Source organism: Pedobacter sp. 05L430 (genome assembly GCF_056397585.1).
Map to the genome: position 1 here is coordinate 52,396 of NZ_JBFTNT010000005.1, position 21,177 is coordinate 73,572.

Here is a 21,177-nt window from a genome sequence, read left to right on the forward strand (position 1 = left end):
AAATGATTTATTTATGTTTAGGTGGTCAGATGGAGCTCGCATGATGAATCATGCTAGGTTCATATCGCGTTAGTTTATAATCTTGGACAAAAGAAGTTAGGGCCTGTAATTCCCTTCCTACTGGTAAATGAAATGGATAACTCTAACCCTCCCTGATTACGTGTAGCTCTACTTAAACTTGAAGTGTTAAAATCATAACTTACCCCAAAGACCATATTTTTTAGGTGTAACCCGAAGAAAGCTATCGCAGAATCATCAACCCTATAATTAGACCCGAAAAGCAAATCTGATTCCTGATTAAGCATAAACTGTGCATAAGCCCCGATTGCTATTTCGCGTGCATTACCCTGTTTCATGTATAACCCATTTGGTGTAATATCAAGAACTTCTGACATTTTGATTCTAGCACCTCCATGAGCTGCATATCTAATTGGCATACGAACGCTATTCCCTAAAAACTTATCGACTGGCCTGGTAATATGCCCTGCCATTGCACCTCCGAACACGTTAACTCTTTGTCCTGGATTTCCATCGAAATACATAAATCCTGCATTCACATCTGGCACTAATGTGTTAGATGAAGCAAAGGATTCGTTTATTCCAAAATTGGGATCATAACCCGTTATTGGATTGAATTGTGCACCCAGGGTGATCTTTGATGGATCAAAGCTTTTATTAAGAATACCAGCCTGCAAACCAAAGTTTATCATGTTTAAACCGATCTTTCCAAAGTGGATACGATAAGCTCCTGAAACCATAGCGCTTAGGTGATTATAACTAATATCTCCAGCATTCTGATTCAAAACCATTGCACCGAATGCTAAGTTTTTAACCGGGGCCATGTCAAATGACGCCCCCCCGGTTAAAAATGAATTTGAAATAGTTCCCCACTGTTGTTTGGCATTCAAAGAAACCCGGTATTCACCGTCCGTTACCCCGGTTAGTGCTGGGTTTAGCCATAGCGGGTGAGCGTAGTATTGAGAGAAGTGCGGATCAATCTGTGCAACCACCCTTACAGCTCCCAAACTTAAAAATGCTCCTAGTGCTATTATTTTTATTAGTTTCTTCATAACAAATTTGTTTTTCGAGTTTTTAGGTAAATGATTAATATTAACTGGAAACATCTTTTATCTTAATAGGGTTATTGTGCCTTTTTTAGTGGTTTTAGTCCCGTCATTAAATTCCGCTTCCAGGAAATACACATACACACCGTTCGGCTGTATATCACCTTTATACGTTCCATCCCATCCATTTTGAATGTTTAATGATTCGTAAATAAATTGTCCCCATTGATTGTATAYACGCAACTTCATTTTTGCAATTGTATTTCCGTACACGTACAGAATATCATTTTTACCATCATTATTTGGTGTAAATGTATTAGGGACAAAAATTGTGTTTCCTAGAGGATTATCGCTCTTAGCAGTTAAGCTGGTTGCGTCACTCAGTTGACAGTCAAGCTGACCTTTAGCCCTAACTCTTATTGTTACACTTTGATCAGGTTTCAAACCAGCTACCAGATAAGTAGTTCCAGTCGCTCCACCTGTAGGTGCAACCCATGTTAGTCCATTATCTAATGAAACTTCGTAAGCAGTTGCTCCTGGTATTGGATTCCACTGGAATGTTATTTCTGTTGCTTTGTTCTCTTTAACAGTAACCACTGGTGCCTCAAGTTTACCTAGTACAGTTACCACAACTGATGTGCGTGTTGTACTTGAGCATCCTGTTGCATTGCTACTTTCCACATAATAAGTTGTAGTTGTTGTTAGAGCCGGTGTAGTAAATGTTACACCCTGAGCAATTGAAGTTCCTCCGGTTGCTGCAGTATACCAGCTATAAGTAAGCGCTGCATCTGGATTGGTTACTGAAAGTGTAGCAGTTGTACCTGAACACAATGGCCCTTCAGCTCCTGATATTGCAGGTGGCGCTGTAGGAATTGGTGAAGCGTTTACTTTAACTGCTGTACGACCCGTACTTACACAAGATGCTGTTGAAGCTTCAACATAATATGTAGTAGTTGTTGTGATTGCAGGCGTAGTAAAGCTTGTGCCTGTACCAACAGCTGTTCCAGCAATTGGAGTAGTATACCATTTGTAGGTTACTCCATTAGTTTGAGGACTTGAAACACTCAATACAGCCGGAGTTCCTATACAGGCATCTACAACTGCTGAAACTACAATTGGTGTTTGTGGTTTTGGTGAAACAGTTACTGTTACTTTAGTTCTACCAGTTGCATTTCCACAACCTGAAGCACTTACTGCCAATACGTAGTAATCTGTATTAGTAGTTAAGGTTGGTGTGGTAAATTCTTCACCAGTAAATAATAATGTTCCTCCTGCTAACTCACTGTACCATTGGTACAAGATCCCTGCCTCAGCATTAGCTACTTTTAACACAGTTGATTCGCCGCTGCATATACTTGTTCCTGCACTAGCAACATCTGGTGTTTCTGGTAAAGGATTAACTGTAATTGTAACCACTTTTGCTGTTGCGGCAGTGTTCTCGCATTTATTAGCAGCCCTAACAGTTACATAGTAAGTTGTAGTTGCTGTTAACACCGGAGTAGTAAACTCTGCCCCGGTAAACACTGCATTGGTTAATGCTGCATCACTGTACCAGGTAAACACCGGATTAGTAGCGGTTGTACTGCTTGCTGTAAGCGTGGCAGTTGTGCCTGCACAGAATGGTGAGCCTGCTCCTGCTACAACAATGTCAGCTGCTGTGGCTGGTGGATTAACCGTTACGGTAACAACCTTAGCTGTGGCTGCTGTATTGTCGCATCTGTTATCGCCTCTTACKGTYACATAATAAGTAGTGGTTGCTGTTAATACTGGAGTAGTAAATTCTGCTCCGGTAAATGCTACATCGGTTAGCGCAGCATCTTTATACCAGGTGAATATTGGGTTTGTTACTGTTGTACTGCTTGCGGTTAGCTTAGCAGTTGCACCTGCACAGAATGGTGAGCCCGCTCCTGCTACAGCAATATCAGCTGCTGTGGCCGGTGGATTAACCGTTACAGTAACAGTCTTAGCTGTAGCAGCTGTGTTTTCACATCTGTTGTCGCCGCTTACAGTTACATAGTAAGTTTTGGTGGCAGTTAATAATGGTGTATTAAATTCTGCTCCGGTAAATACTGCATTGGTTAAGGCGGCATCACTGTACCAGGTAAATACTGGATTAGTTACCGTTACACTRCTTGCAGTTAACTTAGCTGAAGTACCTGCACAGAAYGGAGAATCRGCTCCTGCCACATTGATATCAGCGGCTGTTGCCGGTGGATTAACGGTTATCGTAACCACTTTTGCTGATGATGAGGTGTTTTCACATTTGTTAGATCCCCTTACAGTTACATAATAACTGGTAGTTGCAGTTAACACAGGTGTTGTGAAGGCTGCTCCCGTGAATACAGCGTTGGTTAACGCAGCATCACTGTACCAGGTAAAYACAGGGTTGGTCACTGTTGTAGTAGTTGCAGTCAATTTAGCTGTTGTGCCAGCACAAATCGGATCATCAGCACCACCTACACTTATGTCTGAAGCCACTGCCGGAGGATTTACGGTTAAGGTAACCACTCTTGCTGTTGATGCAGTGTTTTCACATTTGTTAGATCCCCTTACAGTTACATAATAAGTTGTTGTTGCGGTTAACACTGGAGTAGTAAATTCTGCTCCGGTAAATACTGCATTGGTTAACGCAGCATCAGTATACCAGGTAAATACCGGATCAGTTACTGTTGTRCTGCTTGCTGTTAATTTAGCAGTTGTTCCSARRCAAATCGGCGCCCCTGCACCCGCCACTGTAATATCAGATGCTATTGCAGGTGGGTTAACAGTTAAGGTTACAACTTTAGCATTMGCTGCTGCGTTTTCACACTTATTAGAACCTCTTACRGTTACATAATAAGTTTTAGTAGCTGTAAGCGCTGGTGTATTGAATATTGCTCCGGTGAATACCACATCAGTTAATGCGGCATCACTATACCAGGTAAATACTGGGTTGGTTACTGTTGTACTGCTTGCAGTTAGCCTAGCAGTTGTACCTGCACAGAATGGTTTATCGGCTCCACTTACATTAATATCTGTTGCCAAAGCTGGAGGATTAACTGTTAATGTGATTGCTTTAGCCGTTGCTGCAGTGTTTTCACATTTGTTAGATCCTTTAACTGTAACGTAGTAGGTTTTGGTTGCGGTAAGTGCCGGAGTGTTAAAAATTGCTCCGGTAAACACCGCATTTGTTAACGCAGCATCACTGTACCAGGTGAACACTGGGTTGGCAACCGTTGTACTGCTTGCCGTTAATTTAGCGGTATTGCCCGCACAGAATGGCGCATCAGCCCCAGCTACACTTATATCAGCAGCAAGTGCAGGCGGGTTAACAGTTAAAGTAACTGCCTTAGCTGTTGCTGCGGCATTTTCGCATTTGTTGCCTCCTTTAACGGTAACATAATAAGTAGTAGTTGCAGTAAGGGCTGGTGTTTTAAATGTTGCTCCCGTAAATGCAACATCAGTTAAGGCCGCATCTTTGTACCAGGTAAACACAGGATTTGTTACTGTTGTACTGCTGGCGACAAGATTTGCTATTGCACCAGCACAGAAAGGTGTTCCTGCTCCGCTAACGGCAATGTCTGCCGCAGTTGCAGGAGGGTTCACTGTTATGGTCACAATTTCTGCACCTGAACTTAAGTTTTCGCATTTATTAGAACCTTTTACTGTTACATAAAGCGTTGTTGATGCGGTCAGAGCCGGTGTTTTATAAACAGGTCCTTCAAAAAGCTGATTAGTTAACGCAGCATCGCTGTACCATGTAAATACCGGATTGGTAACAGTAGTTGTAGTTGCTGTTAATGTAGCTATCGTACCTGCACAGAATGGTGCGTCAGCTCCACTTACCGCAAGATCAGCTGCTGTTGCAGGTGGGTTAACTGTTAAGGTCACTGTTTTAGCGGCAGCAGCAGTATTCTCACATTTATTTGCACCTCTTACCGTTACATAATAAGTTGTGGTTACAGTAAGTACAGGAGTTTTAAATGTTGCACCTGTAAAGGCCACATCAGTTAACGCTGCATCTTTATACCATGTAAATATAGGTGACGTTACGGTGGTACTTGTAGCCGTTAGTGTTGCTTCTGTTCCTGCACAGAAAGGTACATTGGCTCCGGCAACAGTTATGTCAGTTGGAAGTGCTGTTGGATTTACTTCTAATGTAATTTTAGTACGTGGCGTTGTATTTACACATGAGTTACCATTTACCGCCTCTACATAGAAGTCATGTTTGCCTACAGATAATCCTGCAGGAGTAGTATAAGTGTCGGTATTTGAAGCTAAAAGGTTACCGCCTGTTAACGCGTCGTACCAGTTGAAGGTAACACCTGTTACAGGATTCACTTTTAACGCTACCGGAGTATTAGGACAAGTAGTTGCAGGGTTTCCTGTTGCAGCCACTGGTGCATTTGGTGATGCAAGGATGGTAACTGTTACCTTCGTTTTAGCACTTTGACAGCCATTACGTAATGCAAGTACGAAATAATCATAGGTACCTGCTGCAAGTGTTGGATCAGTGGTTAAACTTGCACCGTCTTTGCCGGTTAAATACTCAGTTCCTTTATACCATCTATACACAATACCCGCAATTGGGTTTTGTACAGATAAGGTAGCTGAAGTACCGGCGCATGCACTAACTGTGGCGCTTTGAACAGTTGGAGCAACAATAGCACGTTGAGCGTAGTTAAAATCAAGTGTATTCAGAACCGAGGCAACACCCGATCTTATTCTTAACTCTACTCCGTCAAATTGTTTCTGAGGAACGAAAGAAAGTATTGCGCCTCTGTCTCCGCTAAGCAGTTCAAGGTGAACAATCGGATTGCTAACAACAATCATATCGTTATTGCTAACGCCTGCTTTCAGTGTTGTTAATTCTACAGAAGATAAAATTGATAGCGACAATAATTTACCAGGAGAACTTACGCGAACGCGAAGTGTATCACCAACATTAGATAGGCTTGTAAATCCAACTTTTTGATAAACTGAGGCGCCCAATGCACCAACTGGCATAACAAATGAAGAGGCACTTTCTGCATCATCATCGATTGCTTTTTCTGGGTTAAATACCCCTGTTAGTATGCCCAAACCATCAACCCCATATCCAAGATCCACGGTCGCAGCTTCACAAGGAATGTCTGTCGGAGATGCATTTGGGGTAACAGTTACCACTACTGACGCTCTTGCTGAAGCCGGACATCCTGAAGCTAACTCTGCAGTTACATAGAAAGTTCTTGTGATATCAACAGTTCCTGTATTTATTAATGGGTCTGTGGTGTACTCAGCTGTAGTGGCAAGAACTGTTGTTGAAGTTGGAGAATCATACCATTTAAACAATGCACCTGCTGTACTTGAGGTAGCAGTAAGAATTGCACGAGCGCCTGATCTAACAGTAACAGATGCCGGTGTGATTACCGGTTTATCCAGTGTACCTACTTTAATATTAGCCGTTGCTTTTGCAGACTCAACTAAACAACTATTAACCGCAGACACGGAATAGCTGGTAGCTGCATTAACACCTGTTACTGTAAAGGTTACTCCATCTTTACCTGCCTGGTATACACCTGTACTATTATACCATTTATAAGTAATTCCGGTAAGCGGATTGCTTACAGCTAAAGTAACATCGTTACCCAAACAGGTATTAATATCGTTTGATACCAAAACAGGCGTTTGAGGTGTAGGTGTAACTGTAATATTGACTGCAGTTCTATAGCTTGTACAACCAGAGGCAGTATTTGCTTCTACAAAATATCTTGTATTAGCAGTTAAAGCAGGTGTTGTGAAACTAGTTCCATTTGCCTGGAATACTCCCGCTGCATTGTACCATTTATATGTGATACCTGCCTTAGGATTTAGTACAGTGAGTGTAGCTGTTTGAGAAGCACAAGCTGTAACATTCGGCACAGTTACTTCAGGAGCCACTGGAACGCGTTGTGCATAGTTTACATCAACAGTAGTCAGTACTCCTGCAAGTCCTGAATTTACGCTAACCTCAATTTTATTAAATCTTTTTGTTGGTACAAATGAAACTAGCGCTTCAGTGTTTCCACTTAACAATTCCACACGTACCAGAGGATCGTTTATTGCTAAACCATCATTGTTATTTGTATTATTTTCATAAGTACCCACACGGATGCTTGAAAGAATGCCCAATGAAAGTAATTTTCCTGGGGCACTTAACAATACGCGCACAGTATCACCAATATTTGACAAACTCGAATAGCCCAAACGTTGATAAACTGATGCATTTAATGCACCTATTGCAAGGACTAAAGAAGATCCGGTTTTGGTATTGTTGTCTATAGCTAATTCAGGATTAAACACCCCCGAAAGAAGTGCAACACCCCTCACTCCATGCTCTTCTAAAGTTGGAGCTTCACAAGGAACCGGGTTCGGGCTACCGCCACCATTTACATTAATTGTTACCTGAACACGACTTGGTGCTGAACAACCCGTAGTACTAGAAGTTGCCTCCAGGTAATACGTAGTTGTTGCAGTAAGTGGTGGAGTTACGTAAGTTGGTCCCGTTGCAATGGCTGTTGTTGAAGTTGCAGACGTATACCATTTGAATATAACGTTTGCATCTGCAGACGTTGCTGTCAATATAGCCGTTTGACCTGGGTTAATTGTTGTAGCAGATGCTTGAATCTGTGGTAGCACCGGAAGTGGGTTTACACTTACAGCAACCGCCGTACGTGTAGCGCTTACGCAGGTACCGTTCGCTGCTTCAACATAATAAGTTGTATTTACAGTTAACGCTGGTGTTGTAAATACTGCACCAGTGAAAATTGCTGTTCCACCTGTTGCGACAGTATACCATTTATAAGTTGTGCCTGTTACCGGGCTTGTAACTGGAATTACAGCTGAAGACCCTGAACAAACAGGGGCGACTGCAGCTACTACAGGTTTAGCCGGAGCAGTAGTTACAGTAACTGTAACAGGAATACGTGTTTTATTCGCACAACTTCCTTTGCTAACTTCTATATAATAAGTTGTGTTTACAGTCAATACAGGGGTTGTAAAGTTTTCTCCGGTATGAACCAAAGTTCCACCTGTGGCATCTGTGTACCATCTTAAAGTTGTTCCACCGTTTGCAGCTGCAGAAAGAACTGTTGCCGATCCTGAACAGATTGTTTGGCCAGTTGCAGAAACAGTTGGATTTGGATAAATCACTTCAGCTCCATAAATACGTAGATTTACCAWGGCTGACACAAGTCCACCAGCCCTAACTTCTACTCTATCGTAGATGCCCGTTGCCGGTAATGTCGCTGAAAATCTATTACCGCTTAATAGTTTCAGATATAGCAACGAAGCGTTAAGATCATAGGTTTTAACAACGGATGTGCCATTCATTATTCTTACCTGAATACCACCTAACACCGTTACATCTGCTAAGCCGGTCGGAGTTTCAAGATCCAGACGGATACTGTCGGTTGCAGCACCCGAGCTTGGGAACAGCAATCTTTGATACCCTGAACCAGCAACACCTACTGGAAGCGCTATTGAAGTATAATTTGTGAAGTTATTATCAACAGAATTACCTGGATCAACTATAGCACATAACAGACATATACCTTCGATGCCACTTTGCTGGCTATTAGCCGCATTACAGTTTGGATTAACTGGCCCGCCGACTACAGTAACAGTAACAGGAACTCTTGCGGAACTAACACATCCACTAGCATTAACTGTTTCTACATAATAGGTAGTGGTAGCTGTTAATGCTGGGGTTGTAAAGCTGCCACCTGTTGCGAGTGTAGCTCCTCCGGTTGGTGCAGCATACCAATTGATAGTTGCTCCTGCACTTGCAGTTGCCAGTAAAGTTGCTGTCTGCCCAGAGCTTATTGAAACATTGTTTGTACTAACAGTTGCTTGAGCTGGCAACGGATTAACCGTAACTGCTACAGCTGTACGCGTTGCACTTGTGCAGGTGCCTGCTGAAGCTTGTACATAATAGGTTGTATTTGCAGATAATACAGGAGTAGTGAAACTATTTCCTGTAAACAGTACCGTTCCGCCGGTAGCAACAGAATACCAGGTATACGTTATTCCAACTACTGGGCTGCTCACTGATAGTGTTGCCGAAGATCCAGAACAAACAGGACCTGCAGCTGCTACCGTAGGAGCAGTTGGTGTTGAAGTTACCGTTACCTTAACAGGTACACGCTCTACATTTGCACAACCAGCTTTGCTTACTTCTATATAATAGGTAGTAGTAGCAGTCAGTGCAGGGGTAGTAAAGGTCTCTCCGGTGGCAAGTACTGTTGTACTGCTGGCCGTAGCAAACCATCTTAAAGTAGTACCTCCGTTRGCAGTGGCTTTCAGTACAGCAGTGCTRCCCGAACAGATCGACTGATCACCTGAGGTGACTGTCGGATTAGGATAAATAACTTCCGCACCGTATATATTTAAACTGCTTAAAGCAGAAACCAATGCACCGAAACGAATTTCTACTCTGTCATAAACAGCACTTGCAGGAATAGTAACTTTTGCTCTATTTCCACTTAGCAATCGAAGGGTTAATAATGACGAATTTAGTGGATATGAAATTACATCTGTAGTTCCATTCATAACCTTTGCGGTTATTCCACCAAGCAGAGATAAATCTAATAAGCCATTTGGATTTTCTATATCTATACGGATACTATCAGTTGCAATACCAGGATTTGCAAAAATCAGACGCTGATAACCGGTTGCCCCTACACCTACCGCCAAATGGAGGCTGGTGAAATTGGTAGTATTCGCGTCAGTAGATGCTTCAGGATTGTCAACTCCGCATAATAAACAGATACCATCTATACCACTTTGCTGTGCTGTTGCTGCATTACAAGGTAAACCTGTTGATATCGGCGTCACGGTTACTTTCACCGCTACTCTTGAAGAACTCACACAACCTGATGCACTTTCAGTCTCTACATAATAAGTAGTAGTTGCTGCTAAAGCCGGAGTGGTAAAGCTTGGTCCGGTAGCTAATGATGCTCCGCCACTTGCTGCTGCATACCATTTAATGGTATTGCCCGGGTCGGCCGTTGCTTGAAGTGTGGCTGTTTGCCCTGCACTGATAACTTCATTATTAGTCGTTATTACGGCAAGCGCAACAACAGGACTTACCGATACATTTACAGCAACCCTTGGACTTACACAAGCTCCAATTACCGATTCAACATAATATATTTTATTAGCAGTTAATGCTGGTGAGTTAAAAGTTGTACTAGTGGCCAGAGCTGTGCCCCCTGTAGAAACATCATACCATTTGTATGTCTGTCCGGGGACAGGCGAATCCACCTGCAGGGTAACCGTACTACCATTACATATAGGCAATGGCGCTGTTACAACCGGCGGAATCGGATCATTAACAGTTATGCTTACTTCAGTGCGAGGTGATGTATTCGTACAATCGGTTCGCTTAGCCTCTACATAGAATTTATTTATACCCGTATTTAGATTTGTCGGTGTAAAAGTTGTCCCAGCAGTACCAGTACCCCCGGAAGCTTGGGTATACCATGTATAAGTTGCGCCCGCCTGTGGGCCATTTATTTTTAAAACGACAGGATCATTAATACAGACAACTGCAGATTTACTAACAACTCCATTTATTTCCGTAGTTGTAGGCATTACTCTGCTAACCTCATGTAGATTTATAGAAGCTAAAACACTTAACACTCCTCCTAACCTTAATTGTACTCTGTCAAATTGTGTTGTAGGTGCGAATGTAATCACTGCGGTATTCCCTCCACCGCTAAGTAATCTCAAATTCAAGAGCCCACCGGATCCCGCGACTACCGCACCTGGAACATTTCCGTTAAATGTTTGAATTGAAATAGAATTTAAAAGCTGTGCTTCAATTAATGCAGCAGGTGTCGATACTACCATGCGAACAGAATCTCCGATTACGGAATTTCCTAAAAACACAATGGTTTGCTGAGCATAACCCGCAACCCCTACTGATGCATTTAAAACAGACTTTGTTGCTTCACTTCCATCTATTGCATTTTTAGGATCCACTACTGCTCCAAGCGCAGCAATATTTCCAACGATGCCATGAAGTTCTTCAACTGGAGCATCACATGCTCCGTTTATCGCATCCTTTAAAAAGTATGCATGGTATACATTAATATTAGCAGCAACTGCAAGCAATCCACCATTTACCTTAACACGAACTCTATCATAAGCCACACCTGGGGCAGGGACAAAAATCTCTGCCTGATTACCGCTTGCAAGAAGGTTCAATAATGACGATCCCGCATCTACCGGATTTCCAACCGCAGTAGTGCCATCAAAAGCCTGAACTGTTATCGCCCCTAATGCACTTACACTTAATAGACCTCCAGTTGAAACTTTAACTACAGAACCGGTGGTTGCGGTAGGTAAGTTACCGTTAGGGAAAATAAGTTCCTGATACTGCTGTCCTGCGACACCAACACCAACTGAAATAGTTGATGCAGTATTTAAAAAGTCACCAGTTGCATCTATTGCATTTCCTCTATTGTCAACACCACAGATGAGGCAAAGGCCGAGAGTACCTGTTCTGTCGGCACTAGCATATACACGTTGTTTTGCTTGCGCATACGATTTTGTATTTAATAACGTTATTGCTATAATACTTATAAGAACAAGAATAGACTTTTTAAGATTTCCTGGTAGGGTAGATGTCCATTTCATAGGAGAGGGATTGAGATTATCTAATTTACTTGGTACAATTTTACTCATAGATTAGATCGTAAACCACGTTCGAATTGTTCATTTAAGGCCCCAAAACCCTTATTTGTCATTCATTTTGTTCATTTTTGAATAAAAAAAACAAGCAAACCCAAGGTCAAACAATTAACGCTCTGTAAAACAGATGATTACAAAATAAATTCATTGACGTTCATTTTTTATCCACGGAAGAAATATTCATTGTTCCTACATAAACCATTATATTCGTTTCGTTCAAGAATTTGACGCTCAATTATAATGTATGGATGAAACATTTATCTTAAACGAACTCAAAAGCTTAATTCTATCCAAAACAGGAATTCGAACCATCACACCTGCAGATTGTAAAAGAATTTCAATTGAGATCAGCAAGACATTGAACAAGAATGTTAGTGAAACAACCATTAAGAGGCTGTTCGGCTTTGCTATGGTTAAACACAACTTCTCCAAATTTACCTTAACTACACTATCAGAGTATGTTAATGAAGAATATGCTGAAATCGGAAATAGCTCATTAAACCTCAGCAAGCAAACTTCCCTTCGTACATGGAAAGAAATTCACGATAAGGCGACCAAAGTAACCGACTTCACACTCAAAAGTGTAAGGAATCGTTCTGGAATGCCATATGAATTGACAATAGGAAGAAAATTTGCCGAACACGATTTTGAAGATTTCTTTAAGAATAACTACAGCTTCACTTGTTTTATTTCCCAACCTGGCTATGGCAGAACTATTTTACTCAGCCACCTGGCCGAAAAATTTCTTACCAGTGATCTTCCGGAGTACAAAGACTCTACCCTGCTTTTCATTACAGCCTATAGTTTTTTTAACAAAGACCATATATCTCCAAATTTTGAAGATCAATTAAAGTTGCAATTGGGAATTCATCCTAAGGACAGTCTAGTTAGCTACATTAAGCAAAATTATAATGCCTCAGGGGGGAAATTCGTAATCTTTCTTGATGGCTTTTCGGAATTAGTGGTCAAGGCCGATCTTAAAAAACAGCTGTTCGAAAGCATCATTAATTTTATATGCAATATTGAAGATAATGAATGTATTAAATTGGTGATGAGTATGAGATCCACCACTTGGATCAAATTTTATGATCGCATAAGGCATTCCGCATACTTAAAAACGAAGTGGTTTCCTGGAAATTACTTTAATGTTAACGACGTTTCAAATGTACCTCCGCTTACAGAAAAAGAAGTTGATTCAATTCTAACAAAAATTAACAAAATCGATCCGAAAGGAATCAATTCAAAACTTAAGGCTCAATTAAAATTTCCATTTCATATTCAGCTCTATTACCAGTTAAAAGAGGAAGATCCTTACTTTAACTATTCTACAAATATCACTTTCTATGAGTTAATATCTCGTTTTATTCAAGACAAGATATACAGATCGAATTATTATACTGAAAAAATCCTTTTCCTAAAGAAAATAATTCAGTTAACAGATTATGGAAAAAAAGGCAATTCTGTACCAAAAGATGACCTTATAAGTGAATTGTCGGCATTCAAAAATGCATACATGGAACTCTTATCGGAGGGAATACTCATGGAAGAAAAAAGCCAGCAAGAATTCCACCCACGGGAATACGTTCGTTTTATTCATCCTCATATTTTTGAGTATTTTCTATTCATTGAACTTTTAGAAAAATTTCATCTAAAGGTAGACAGTTCTTTCTTTGATTACATTAAAGAGGAATATAAGCATACCAATGCCAGGTTCCAGCTCCTGCAGTGGACGATCAGATTTATTATAAGAATTGGCGATTTTAAGTCTTTAACTAACATTTTTAATCTTGAGCTCAATAACTACGAAAAGAATTATCTAATCTTTTTTATTGCCGAGAATTTAGAATACCGGAATAAATACAGTCCTGAAACTATCAAATTATTAAGAGAGCATCAGCTTCATGATATCATAATCAAAGAGCTCATCAACTTTGATTTTATAGACTCTTGCTATAAAGAAGCAATAACAGTCCTTATCAAAGTAGTTGATACAAATGAAAATCTATTAGTATATCATTCTTTATTGGCCTTCTTCGATATTTTAAGCTTAGATACGAAACTTATTAAGGAAAGAATCGAAATATTAGCTCAATTTAAGAGTGCCAAATGGCTAATAGCTCCTCATAATATTATTTCTATGATTCATGCAAAAATCATGGGTGTATCTTCTTCTCAGGAGGAACTTACTTTCAATGATATTGAAGCACTGATTTTAATGCAAGACCCTAATGATGTAAGTCCTCAACAAGCCATTTCTTATTTACTCATTATTATTTTAGATCAGCTTTTTGAAGAAAACGCGAGCACACAGCACCTTATTAATGCAATTTCCACTCAGCATGCTAAAGCCCTTTCGAAAAGAGCACCTATGGCAATTTTTTTAATGGCAATTTTTGCCCTTGTGAGCTCAAGAATAAATTCTGATAAAAATACGGATAGATTAGAATCGATTMTAGTTTCATTAGCAGATAATAAATCCAGATTTAGGATCACAAAATATACTGAATCAATCATCAAATTAACGCAAGCTTATCAAGCTAAAAACAGAAGAGAGTACACAATGGCTTTCAATTACTGTAATGAATGTTTGGAGCTATTTAAGAGAAATCAGCTGAACATGAATTCCTTAAGTGTATACAATCTTATTATTGAGATTTTTACTGCGCTTAAAGATCCTGTAAAAGTTAACGAATATAAATACGAACGTCTCTGCTTTATGGAAGATAATAGTATATCTCACCATTTATTCGTTTTGCCAAATGAAACAAAAAGATTTTAGAAATGCTACCAATCAGTAATTAAAGACTGGTAGCATCTTCTTATATTATTTTTTATATTCAGAGGCAAGTTTTAATGCATTATATGCATTCACTATCCCCCCTGTAACACAAAGGTCTGAGAACGGTACGGTTTTGGTCGTATCATCATTATCCTTAATCGTAACGTTTTGTTCTACCTTAACAACTGATTTCATGATGATATCTTTGACCTCAATTGCGGTTAATTTAGGATAGTACGAACGAATTAACCCAGCTAAACCAGCCACTACTGGAGAAGCCATACTTGTTCCATTTAGTTTTTCATATTTAGAACCAGGTACAGTAGAGTTTATATTTACTCCTGGAGCAAAAACATCAACCGTATTTTTTCCGTAATTCGAAAAACTAGCTTTTATGGTTTCATCATTTGCTGGTCCAGATGCTCCTACTGTAATCCATGAGGTGGCTGTTCCTCCATTTTCGTAATTTGGATTTGGATAATTTTTAGCTACTTCCAGATTTTCATTATCATTCCCTGCTGCATGTACAATTAGAACGTCCTTAGAAACGGCATACTTAACGGCTTCATCAACAATTGCCTTATCCCACGAATAAGATTTACCAAAGCTCATATTTATAACTTTCGCTCCATTGTCCGCCGCATAACGGATTGAATTTGCAACATCTTTATCGCGTTCGTCTCCATTTGGGGTACTACGAACAGCCATAATTGCTACATTATCAGCTATACCGTCAATACCTAAATCATTATTTCTAACCGCACCAATAATACCCGCAACGTGAGATCCATGTCTGGCGTCTGGTCCAGCTACGTCATTATTCCCATAGAACTTCTCCTTGCTATTATTAGGATCATCACCAACTATGGATCTTGGATCATAATCAAGATTTAAATTATAATCAACCTGCGATTTAAAATGTTCATAACCTGCCAATATCTGAGCATTATAAAACTCATCGAAGGTCGTATTTTTTAGTTGTTGCAATAATATTCTCTGAATGTTTGTTTCGATATCAGAAGAGGGTTTAAAGGCTTGAATATCTTCAACAGTAGGCTTATCTTTCCCTAACTTCTTTACTAAATCATCAATAGCAGATTTAATAGCCGAATAATTCTCTAATCCTTCCTTTGCTTCAGCTAACTCTTTGTCAAGTTCTGCTTTGTTCTTCTGATATGCCTCAAAAGCAGTTAGATCACTTGCGGGAACTGAAGTTGCATCTGCTTTACCAAATTTAGCACTATCTCTTCGCACCAATCTGGTCAACTCTAATGTTTCATAGTTGATTGATCCCTTGTTAGAGCCTAAAAAGTTCCAGCCATTTATATCATCAACGTAACCGTTCTTATCGTCATCCTTGCCATTACCGGCCTTTTCCTTTTTATTTATCCAGATTACTGATTTCAGATCCTCGTGATTAATATCAACCCCACCATCTAAAACAGCAACAATTACTTTTGTAGATTTCTTACCTTTCAATAATTCAGTATATGCCCTTTGCGTACTAATTCCAAATGTAGAATCTGCTTTAAGATCCAGGTTTTGCCAATTAGGCTTTTGAGCGAACGACATAAAAGGAATAATCATCAATAAAGACATTCCAAGCATCCGACTAGAAAAATTACTCATGTTCTTTTTAATCATATATATAAGTTTTAAAACAAAGTTAATTAAATAAAAGTTCAGGGTATTAATAACAAATGTGTGATTATCACCCGATATAACGAGAAAACCAGATATTTCATATCTGGTTTTCTAAAATAACAAAAGCAAAATGTATTCCAATCTTAAGAGAATACTATAATTGAATCGTCATTTCATAAAATTACTTAATCGACATGATTTAAGAAACAATGTTTTCGTCAGTCTCTCGAGCGATCACATCAGCTATGGAAGTCTGTGCCAATACGTTCAATGTGGCATTTCTTACATCTATAAATGTTTTTCTAATACCACAAGTTACTTCATCATGGCACTCATCACATTTGCGATAAAACTTCAAACTTGCACATGGCACCATTGCTATTGGTCCATCAGTAATGCGCAGGATATCAGCAAGAAATATATCTTGGGGGTCTTTATTTAAACTGTAGCCACCTCCGGCACCTTTTTTACTATAAAGGTATCCTGCATTACGCATATCTAACAGGATCTGTTCCAAAAATTTTCTCGGAATCATTTCCTGTTCAGCTAATCTGACTATTTGCATTGGAGGGTTACCGGTGTTCTTACCAAGAGCAACCAGTGCTTTTATCGCATATTTCGTTTTCTTAGACAGCATATAACAAAGCTAAGAAAAGATATAAGTATAGTAAAGCTTCATCAAAGATAATTTAACTAAATAGTTAACAAATTGTGTTTTTATAGTATAATCTATGGTTTTTGCCGAACATTATTTTAAGTCCTGCCTGCTGATTCCCTAAGGAATAATCATTTGTCATTCAGGTAAACTAACGGCAAAGCCAACAAAGGTCTATGGAAAGCAATAAATTCATTAAATCTAAAATCTGCACGCTGTTTTAATGACGCCTATTAAAACAAAACACATTTCTAAATTTTCAATCTATATTGAAAATTTAGAAAATCTATTTGAATATTTTAAAAATAGACCCCCAGAACCAACTCTCCTCCGCCTTTAACATTGTTTCCAGAGTCTTATTTACATTTTTTGCGAGTTTATTTATATCCTTTACTGAACTTCTAAATGTCTTATAATTTCGATCCTTATCATCGCCCTTCACTTCAGATAACTCGTTTAAAAGTTTAATTATAGGATCMAACTCACGCTTTTTTCTTTCTTTAGCCACTTGCCGGGCAATGTTCCATGTATCCTTGTCTGCATAAAAATATTCTTTACGTTCACCAGATTTATGCTGTTTCTCTACAAGCCCCCATCCAATTAAATCTCTTAAATTCATATTGGTATTTCCTCTGGAGATAGTAAGTTCTTCCATAATCTCTTCAGTGGTTAATGCTTCAGGTGAAATAAGAAGTAAAGCATGAATCTGAGCCATAGTCCTATTAATCCCCCATTCAGAGCCCAATTTACCCCAGGCTTCAATAAATTTCAATCTTCCTTCTGATAATTCCATACTCAAAAATAGATTTAAATATCAAAAGTTCAAAAATTACTGAAAGTTTAAATAACCACAAAAACAAACCACCTTTCTTCTTAAAATATCAACTTATAGATTAAAACGAGAGTTAGGTCGCAAAAAGTCAACTGTTAGCAATTTGTGTCGAATAAAAGCCAAATTTCGTCTGGCTTTTGTATTTTTGCTAATATTTACCTGCTTAATCCCTATGGCGAAAATACTCATTATTGAAGACGATTTAACTTTCTCTCAGATACTAGAGGGCTTTTTAACAAAGCATGGGCACGAGCCATTAGCTATAAACGAAGTAAAAAAAAGCTTCCAAATACTGGAAAAACAAACCTTCGATTTACTTTTAGTCGACTATCGTTTACCTGATGGAACAGGTCTGGATGTATTGGCCCATCTTCGGGAAAAGGGTTCGCTACAGCCAATTATCATCATGACGAGTTTTAATGATGTAAGAACTGCTGTGAAATCTATTCAGCTTAGCGCCTTCGATTACATTACTAAACCAGTCAATCCAGAGGAATTGTTAATGATTATCAATAATGCTTTGGGTAAAAAAGAGTCAGAAAGCACAACCGATTCGGTAGAGCACACAGATGCAATAAAAGGTAAAAGTGCGATTGCTGACAAGTTATATGAACATATAAACCTGGTTGCACCCACAGATATGTCTGTCATTATTCAAGGAGAAAGTGGAACCGGTAAAGAATATGCTGCAAGGGCCTTGCACATGCAAAGCAAGCGCAAAAACAAGCCTTTCATAGCAATAGATTGTGGCGCGCTTTCCAAAGATCTTGCAGCCAGTGAGCTCTTTGGTCATGCAAAAGGAGCATTTACCGGAGCATTAAATGATAAAAAGGGTCAATTTGAAATAGCCAGTGGAGGAACTCTCTTTCTAGATGAGGTTGGAAATCTAAGTTATGAGGTTCAGGTAAAACTACTCCGGGCGCTTCAGGAGAGAACAATACAGCCTGTTGGAAGCACTAAAACCATCAAAGTTGATGTCCGCATTATTACAGCTACAAACGACGATCTGAAAGCAAGTGTAAGCAATGGATCATTCAGAGAAGATTTATACCATCGTCTTAATGAATTTAAAATTCATCTCCCGGCATTAAGAGATCGCGGAAAAGACCTGGAGCTTTTTATCAATCATTTCATTAAGTTATCAAATGCTGAACTACAGCGGAATGTCTCAAATATATCTTCCCCTGCAAAGGAATTATTGCTTCAGTACGACTGGCCGGGAAACTTAAGAGAGCTTAAAAACGTAATTAAGCGAATGGTATTGTTAACTCCAAACGAGACTGCCGAAGTAGATTCCTTACCGGAAGAAATGATTGTTGCTATTAATCAAACCCCTAAACCTAGCGGGTCAGACCTTAAGGCAATTAATGAAGTCAATGAAAAGGCACTTATAATGGAAACACTGGTAAAGGTGAAGTACAATAAATCAAAGGCAGCCAAATTGCTTAATATCGATAGAAAAACGCTGTACAGCAAAATGGAACGTTACGAAATTGAATAATCGGGCTTTTTCAATTCTTCATCAATTTTGTCTAAAAGTCCACTCAGTTTTTCAAGCAATAACATTATTTCACCTTTTAAAGGCTCATCCAGCTGTGCACTAGTATTCAATTTCAATTCGCACTCCCTATATTCCTTTGCCAAATCCTTAGAGCCAATCTGAGCTATTCTCCCAGCCAATCTGTGTGTCAGCAAACGCAATACGACCAAATCATTTTCTGCTGTTGCCAGTCTAATTTCATCACCATCAGTCTGGCAATCTTCTTTAAATCTCAAAAGAATTTTATTCAACTGCTCCGTATCGCCATAAGTCATTTTTTTTAATGACGACAAGTCAAGTTCTAACTCATGCAATAAAGGCTCGATATGGCCAGGATGCTCAAGAAGTGCGGCTAAAAGTTCTGCCTCTCTAAACGGCTTCATTACAATACCATCAAAACCATTCTCTAATAAAAAGGCACGTTCATCAGGCAAAACCTGAGCAGTAATGGCATATATATTTACATCATTCCCCACCTTCTCTCTCAAAAGTTTACACAGCTTTATACCATCCATTTCGGGCATTCGCATATCCATTAAAACATAACTAACGGTCTTGTCCCATTCTGCATTTAATAACTGGGTTGGAGAGTTAAAACTCCTATAACTTATACCATTCTTTTTAAAGATAATCTTACATAAATCCAGGATTAACTGATCATCGTCAACAATCCATACTTTATGATGCGACAATGGTTCGTACACCGAGAGCTGAGTATTGTCAACCTCTGGTTCATTGGCATAAGTAAAAGTCAGGTACACAGTAAAAGCACTTCCTTCATTTACCTTACTTTTAACATAAATTCTCCCTCCCTGATTCTCAACAAGCGATTTTATAATCGTTAATCCCAGCCCTGTCCCGGTACTATTTACCACTTCACTTTCAATGGTGTTAATCTGCTCAAATTCGTTAAAAATTACCTTGCCATCTTCTTCAGAAAGTCCAATACCCGTATCTTTTACAATGAATGTAAAATGGACATTTTCATTTTGTCTTTTGTAAAATGCTGAAAGCACAATCTCTCCCGTTTKAGTAAATTTAACTGCATTTCCCAATAGGTTATAAAGGATTTGTTTTAATCTAAAAGGATCTCCATAAATATATTTAAGTCCCTTCAAATCAAAATCAGCAACCATTTTCAACGACTTAGCCTCAGCCTGTGGTCTCATTACAGAAATAACTTCAGCTAAAAGTTGCCCCACGTCAAACACTTTGTTAGAGAAAGTGAACTTACCTGATATAATTCTGTTATAATCCAGCACTTCGTTAACAATTTGCAACAAATGTTCCGACGAGTGATAAATAGCATCAATATCTTTAGACTGTGGATATTCTTGCTGCTTAATCAGCTCGGCATAACCAATTATTGATTGAAGCGGCGTTCTAATCTCATGACTCATATTCGAAAGAAAACGTTGTTTGGCCCTTCCATGATACTCTGCTTCATCCTTTGCCAATTCAAGCTCATTCCTATATCGCCCACTTCGGGTAATATCCGTTAAAATAAGATATAGCAGCACTCCTGTCAACACCAGAAAAACAAGCATAATTAATGAGATTGTATTGATTCCAGTGTTTACAACCTTTTTTGCTTGAATCCCGTTTACTTCTATTTGGCTTACCACTTCGCTTTCAACCTTTCTTAAAACGTCTAACATCTGACTAATTAGTACACTGTTGGCATTGGCAAGCACAGCTTCTCTATTTAAAAAACTAGCATTCTTTTGTTTTTGATCATCTTCAATAATCTTCAATGATTTCTTCAAATCACTAGCCATTTTCTCTTCAGCAGATAACGCTATCGTATCTCTTTTTACCTTTTCTTCACTTACAATTCTTATGGAGTTATCATTCTCACTTTTCTTTCTACCAAAAAGTTTCCCAAAAAAGCTTCTTGGCTTATCCTCATTAGGATAAATAGTTGTTGTAGATGTCTTTTCTTCAGTAGCAAGAATGGTACTGTCTGCCTGC

The 21,177-nt window shown here is 39.1% G+C and carries 8 protein-coding genes; 2 read left to right on the plus strand and 6 right to left on the minus strand.

Translation table 11 applies throughout. The features are described from left to right. Window positions 1-74: 74 nt before the first annotated feature. Together AC1DG9_RS02825 and AC1DG9_RS02830 are read right to left on the minus strand one after the other, a co-directional pair. Window positions 75-1,070 (minus strand): PorP/SprF family type IX secretion system membrane protein, encoded by a 996-nt coding sequence (locus AC1DG9_RS02825; RefSeq protein ID WP_172660448.1) that lies wholly within the window; start codon window positions 1,068-1,070, stop codon window positions 75-77. 57 nt (window positions 1,071-1,127) lie between these two features. Continuing rightward, window positions 1,128-11,750: an Ig-like domain-containing protein gene (locus AC1DG9_RS02830; RefSeq protein ID WP_477634286.1), complete on the minus strand. Its 10,623-nt coding sequence runs from the start codon at window positions 11,748-11,750 to the stop codon at window positions 1,128-1,130. 250 nt (window positions 11,751-12,000) lie between these two features. Between AC1DG9_RS02830 and AC1DG9_RS02835 the strand changes: the two genes are divergently transcribed. Beyond that, the gene (locus tag AC1DG9_RS02835; RefSeq protein WP_477634287.1) at window positions 12,001-14,535 is read left to right on the plus strand and encodes a hypothetical protein; all 2,535 of its coding nucleotides are present in this window, start codon (window positions 12,001-12,003) and stop codon (window positions 14,533-14,535) included. A gap of 45 nt (window positions 14,536-14,580) precedes the next feature. On the opposite strand, the gene AC1DG9_RS02840 is transcribed toward AC1DG9_RS02835, so the two are convergent. The 3 genes from AC1DG9_RS02840 to AC1DG9_RS02850 all read right to left on the minus strand — a co-directional run bounded on the left by AC1DG9_RS02840 (window position 14,581) and on the right by AC1DG9_RS02850 (window position 17,627). Continuing rightward, window positions 14,581-16,179: a S8 family peptidase gene (locus AC1DG9_RS02840; protein ID WP_288884094.1), complete on the minus strand. Its 1,599-nt coding sequence runs from the start codon at window positions 16,177-16,179 to the stop codon at window positions 14,581-14,583. 199 nt (window positions 16,180-16,378) lie between these two features. Beyond that, window positions 16,379-16,816: an RrF2 family transcriptional regulator gene (locus AC1DG9_RS02845; RefSeq protein ID WP_048903680.1), complete on the minus strand. Its 438-nt coding sequence runs from the start codon at window positions 16,814-16,816 to the stop codon at window positions 16,379-16,381. A gap of 304 nt (window positions 16,817-17,120) precedes the next feature. Further along, entirely contained in the window at window positions 17,121-17,627 is a 507-nt protein-coding gene (locus AC1DG9_RS02850) for a GbsR/MarR family transcriptional regulator (RefSeq protein WP_477634288.1), read from the minus strand. Between the two features lie 211 nt (window positions 17,628-17,838). Here AC1DG9_RS02850 and AC1DG9_RS02855 point away from each other — a divergent pair, with 211 nt between their 5' ends. Next, window positions 17,839-19,167 carry a sigma-54-dependent transcriptional regulator gene (locus tag AC1DG9_RS02855; protein ID WP_172661894.1) on the plus strand — a complete coding sequence of 443 codons (1,329 nt, stop codon included), beginning with the start codon at window positions 17,839-17,841 and terminating at the stop codon, window positions 19,165-19,167. Here the strand turns inward: AC1DG9_RS02855 and AC1DG9_RS02860 are convergent. Then, a partial coding sequence (locus tag AC1DG9_RS02860) for an ATP-binding protein (protein ID WP_477634289.1) occupies window positions 19,152-21,177 on the minus strand: 2,026 nt, incomplete at its 5' end. The genes AC1DG9_RS02855 and AC1DG9_RS02860 overlap by 16 nt on opposite strands.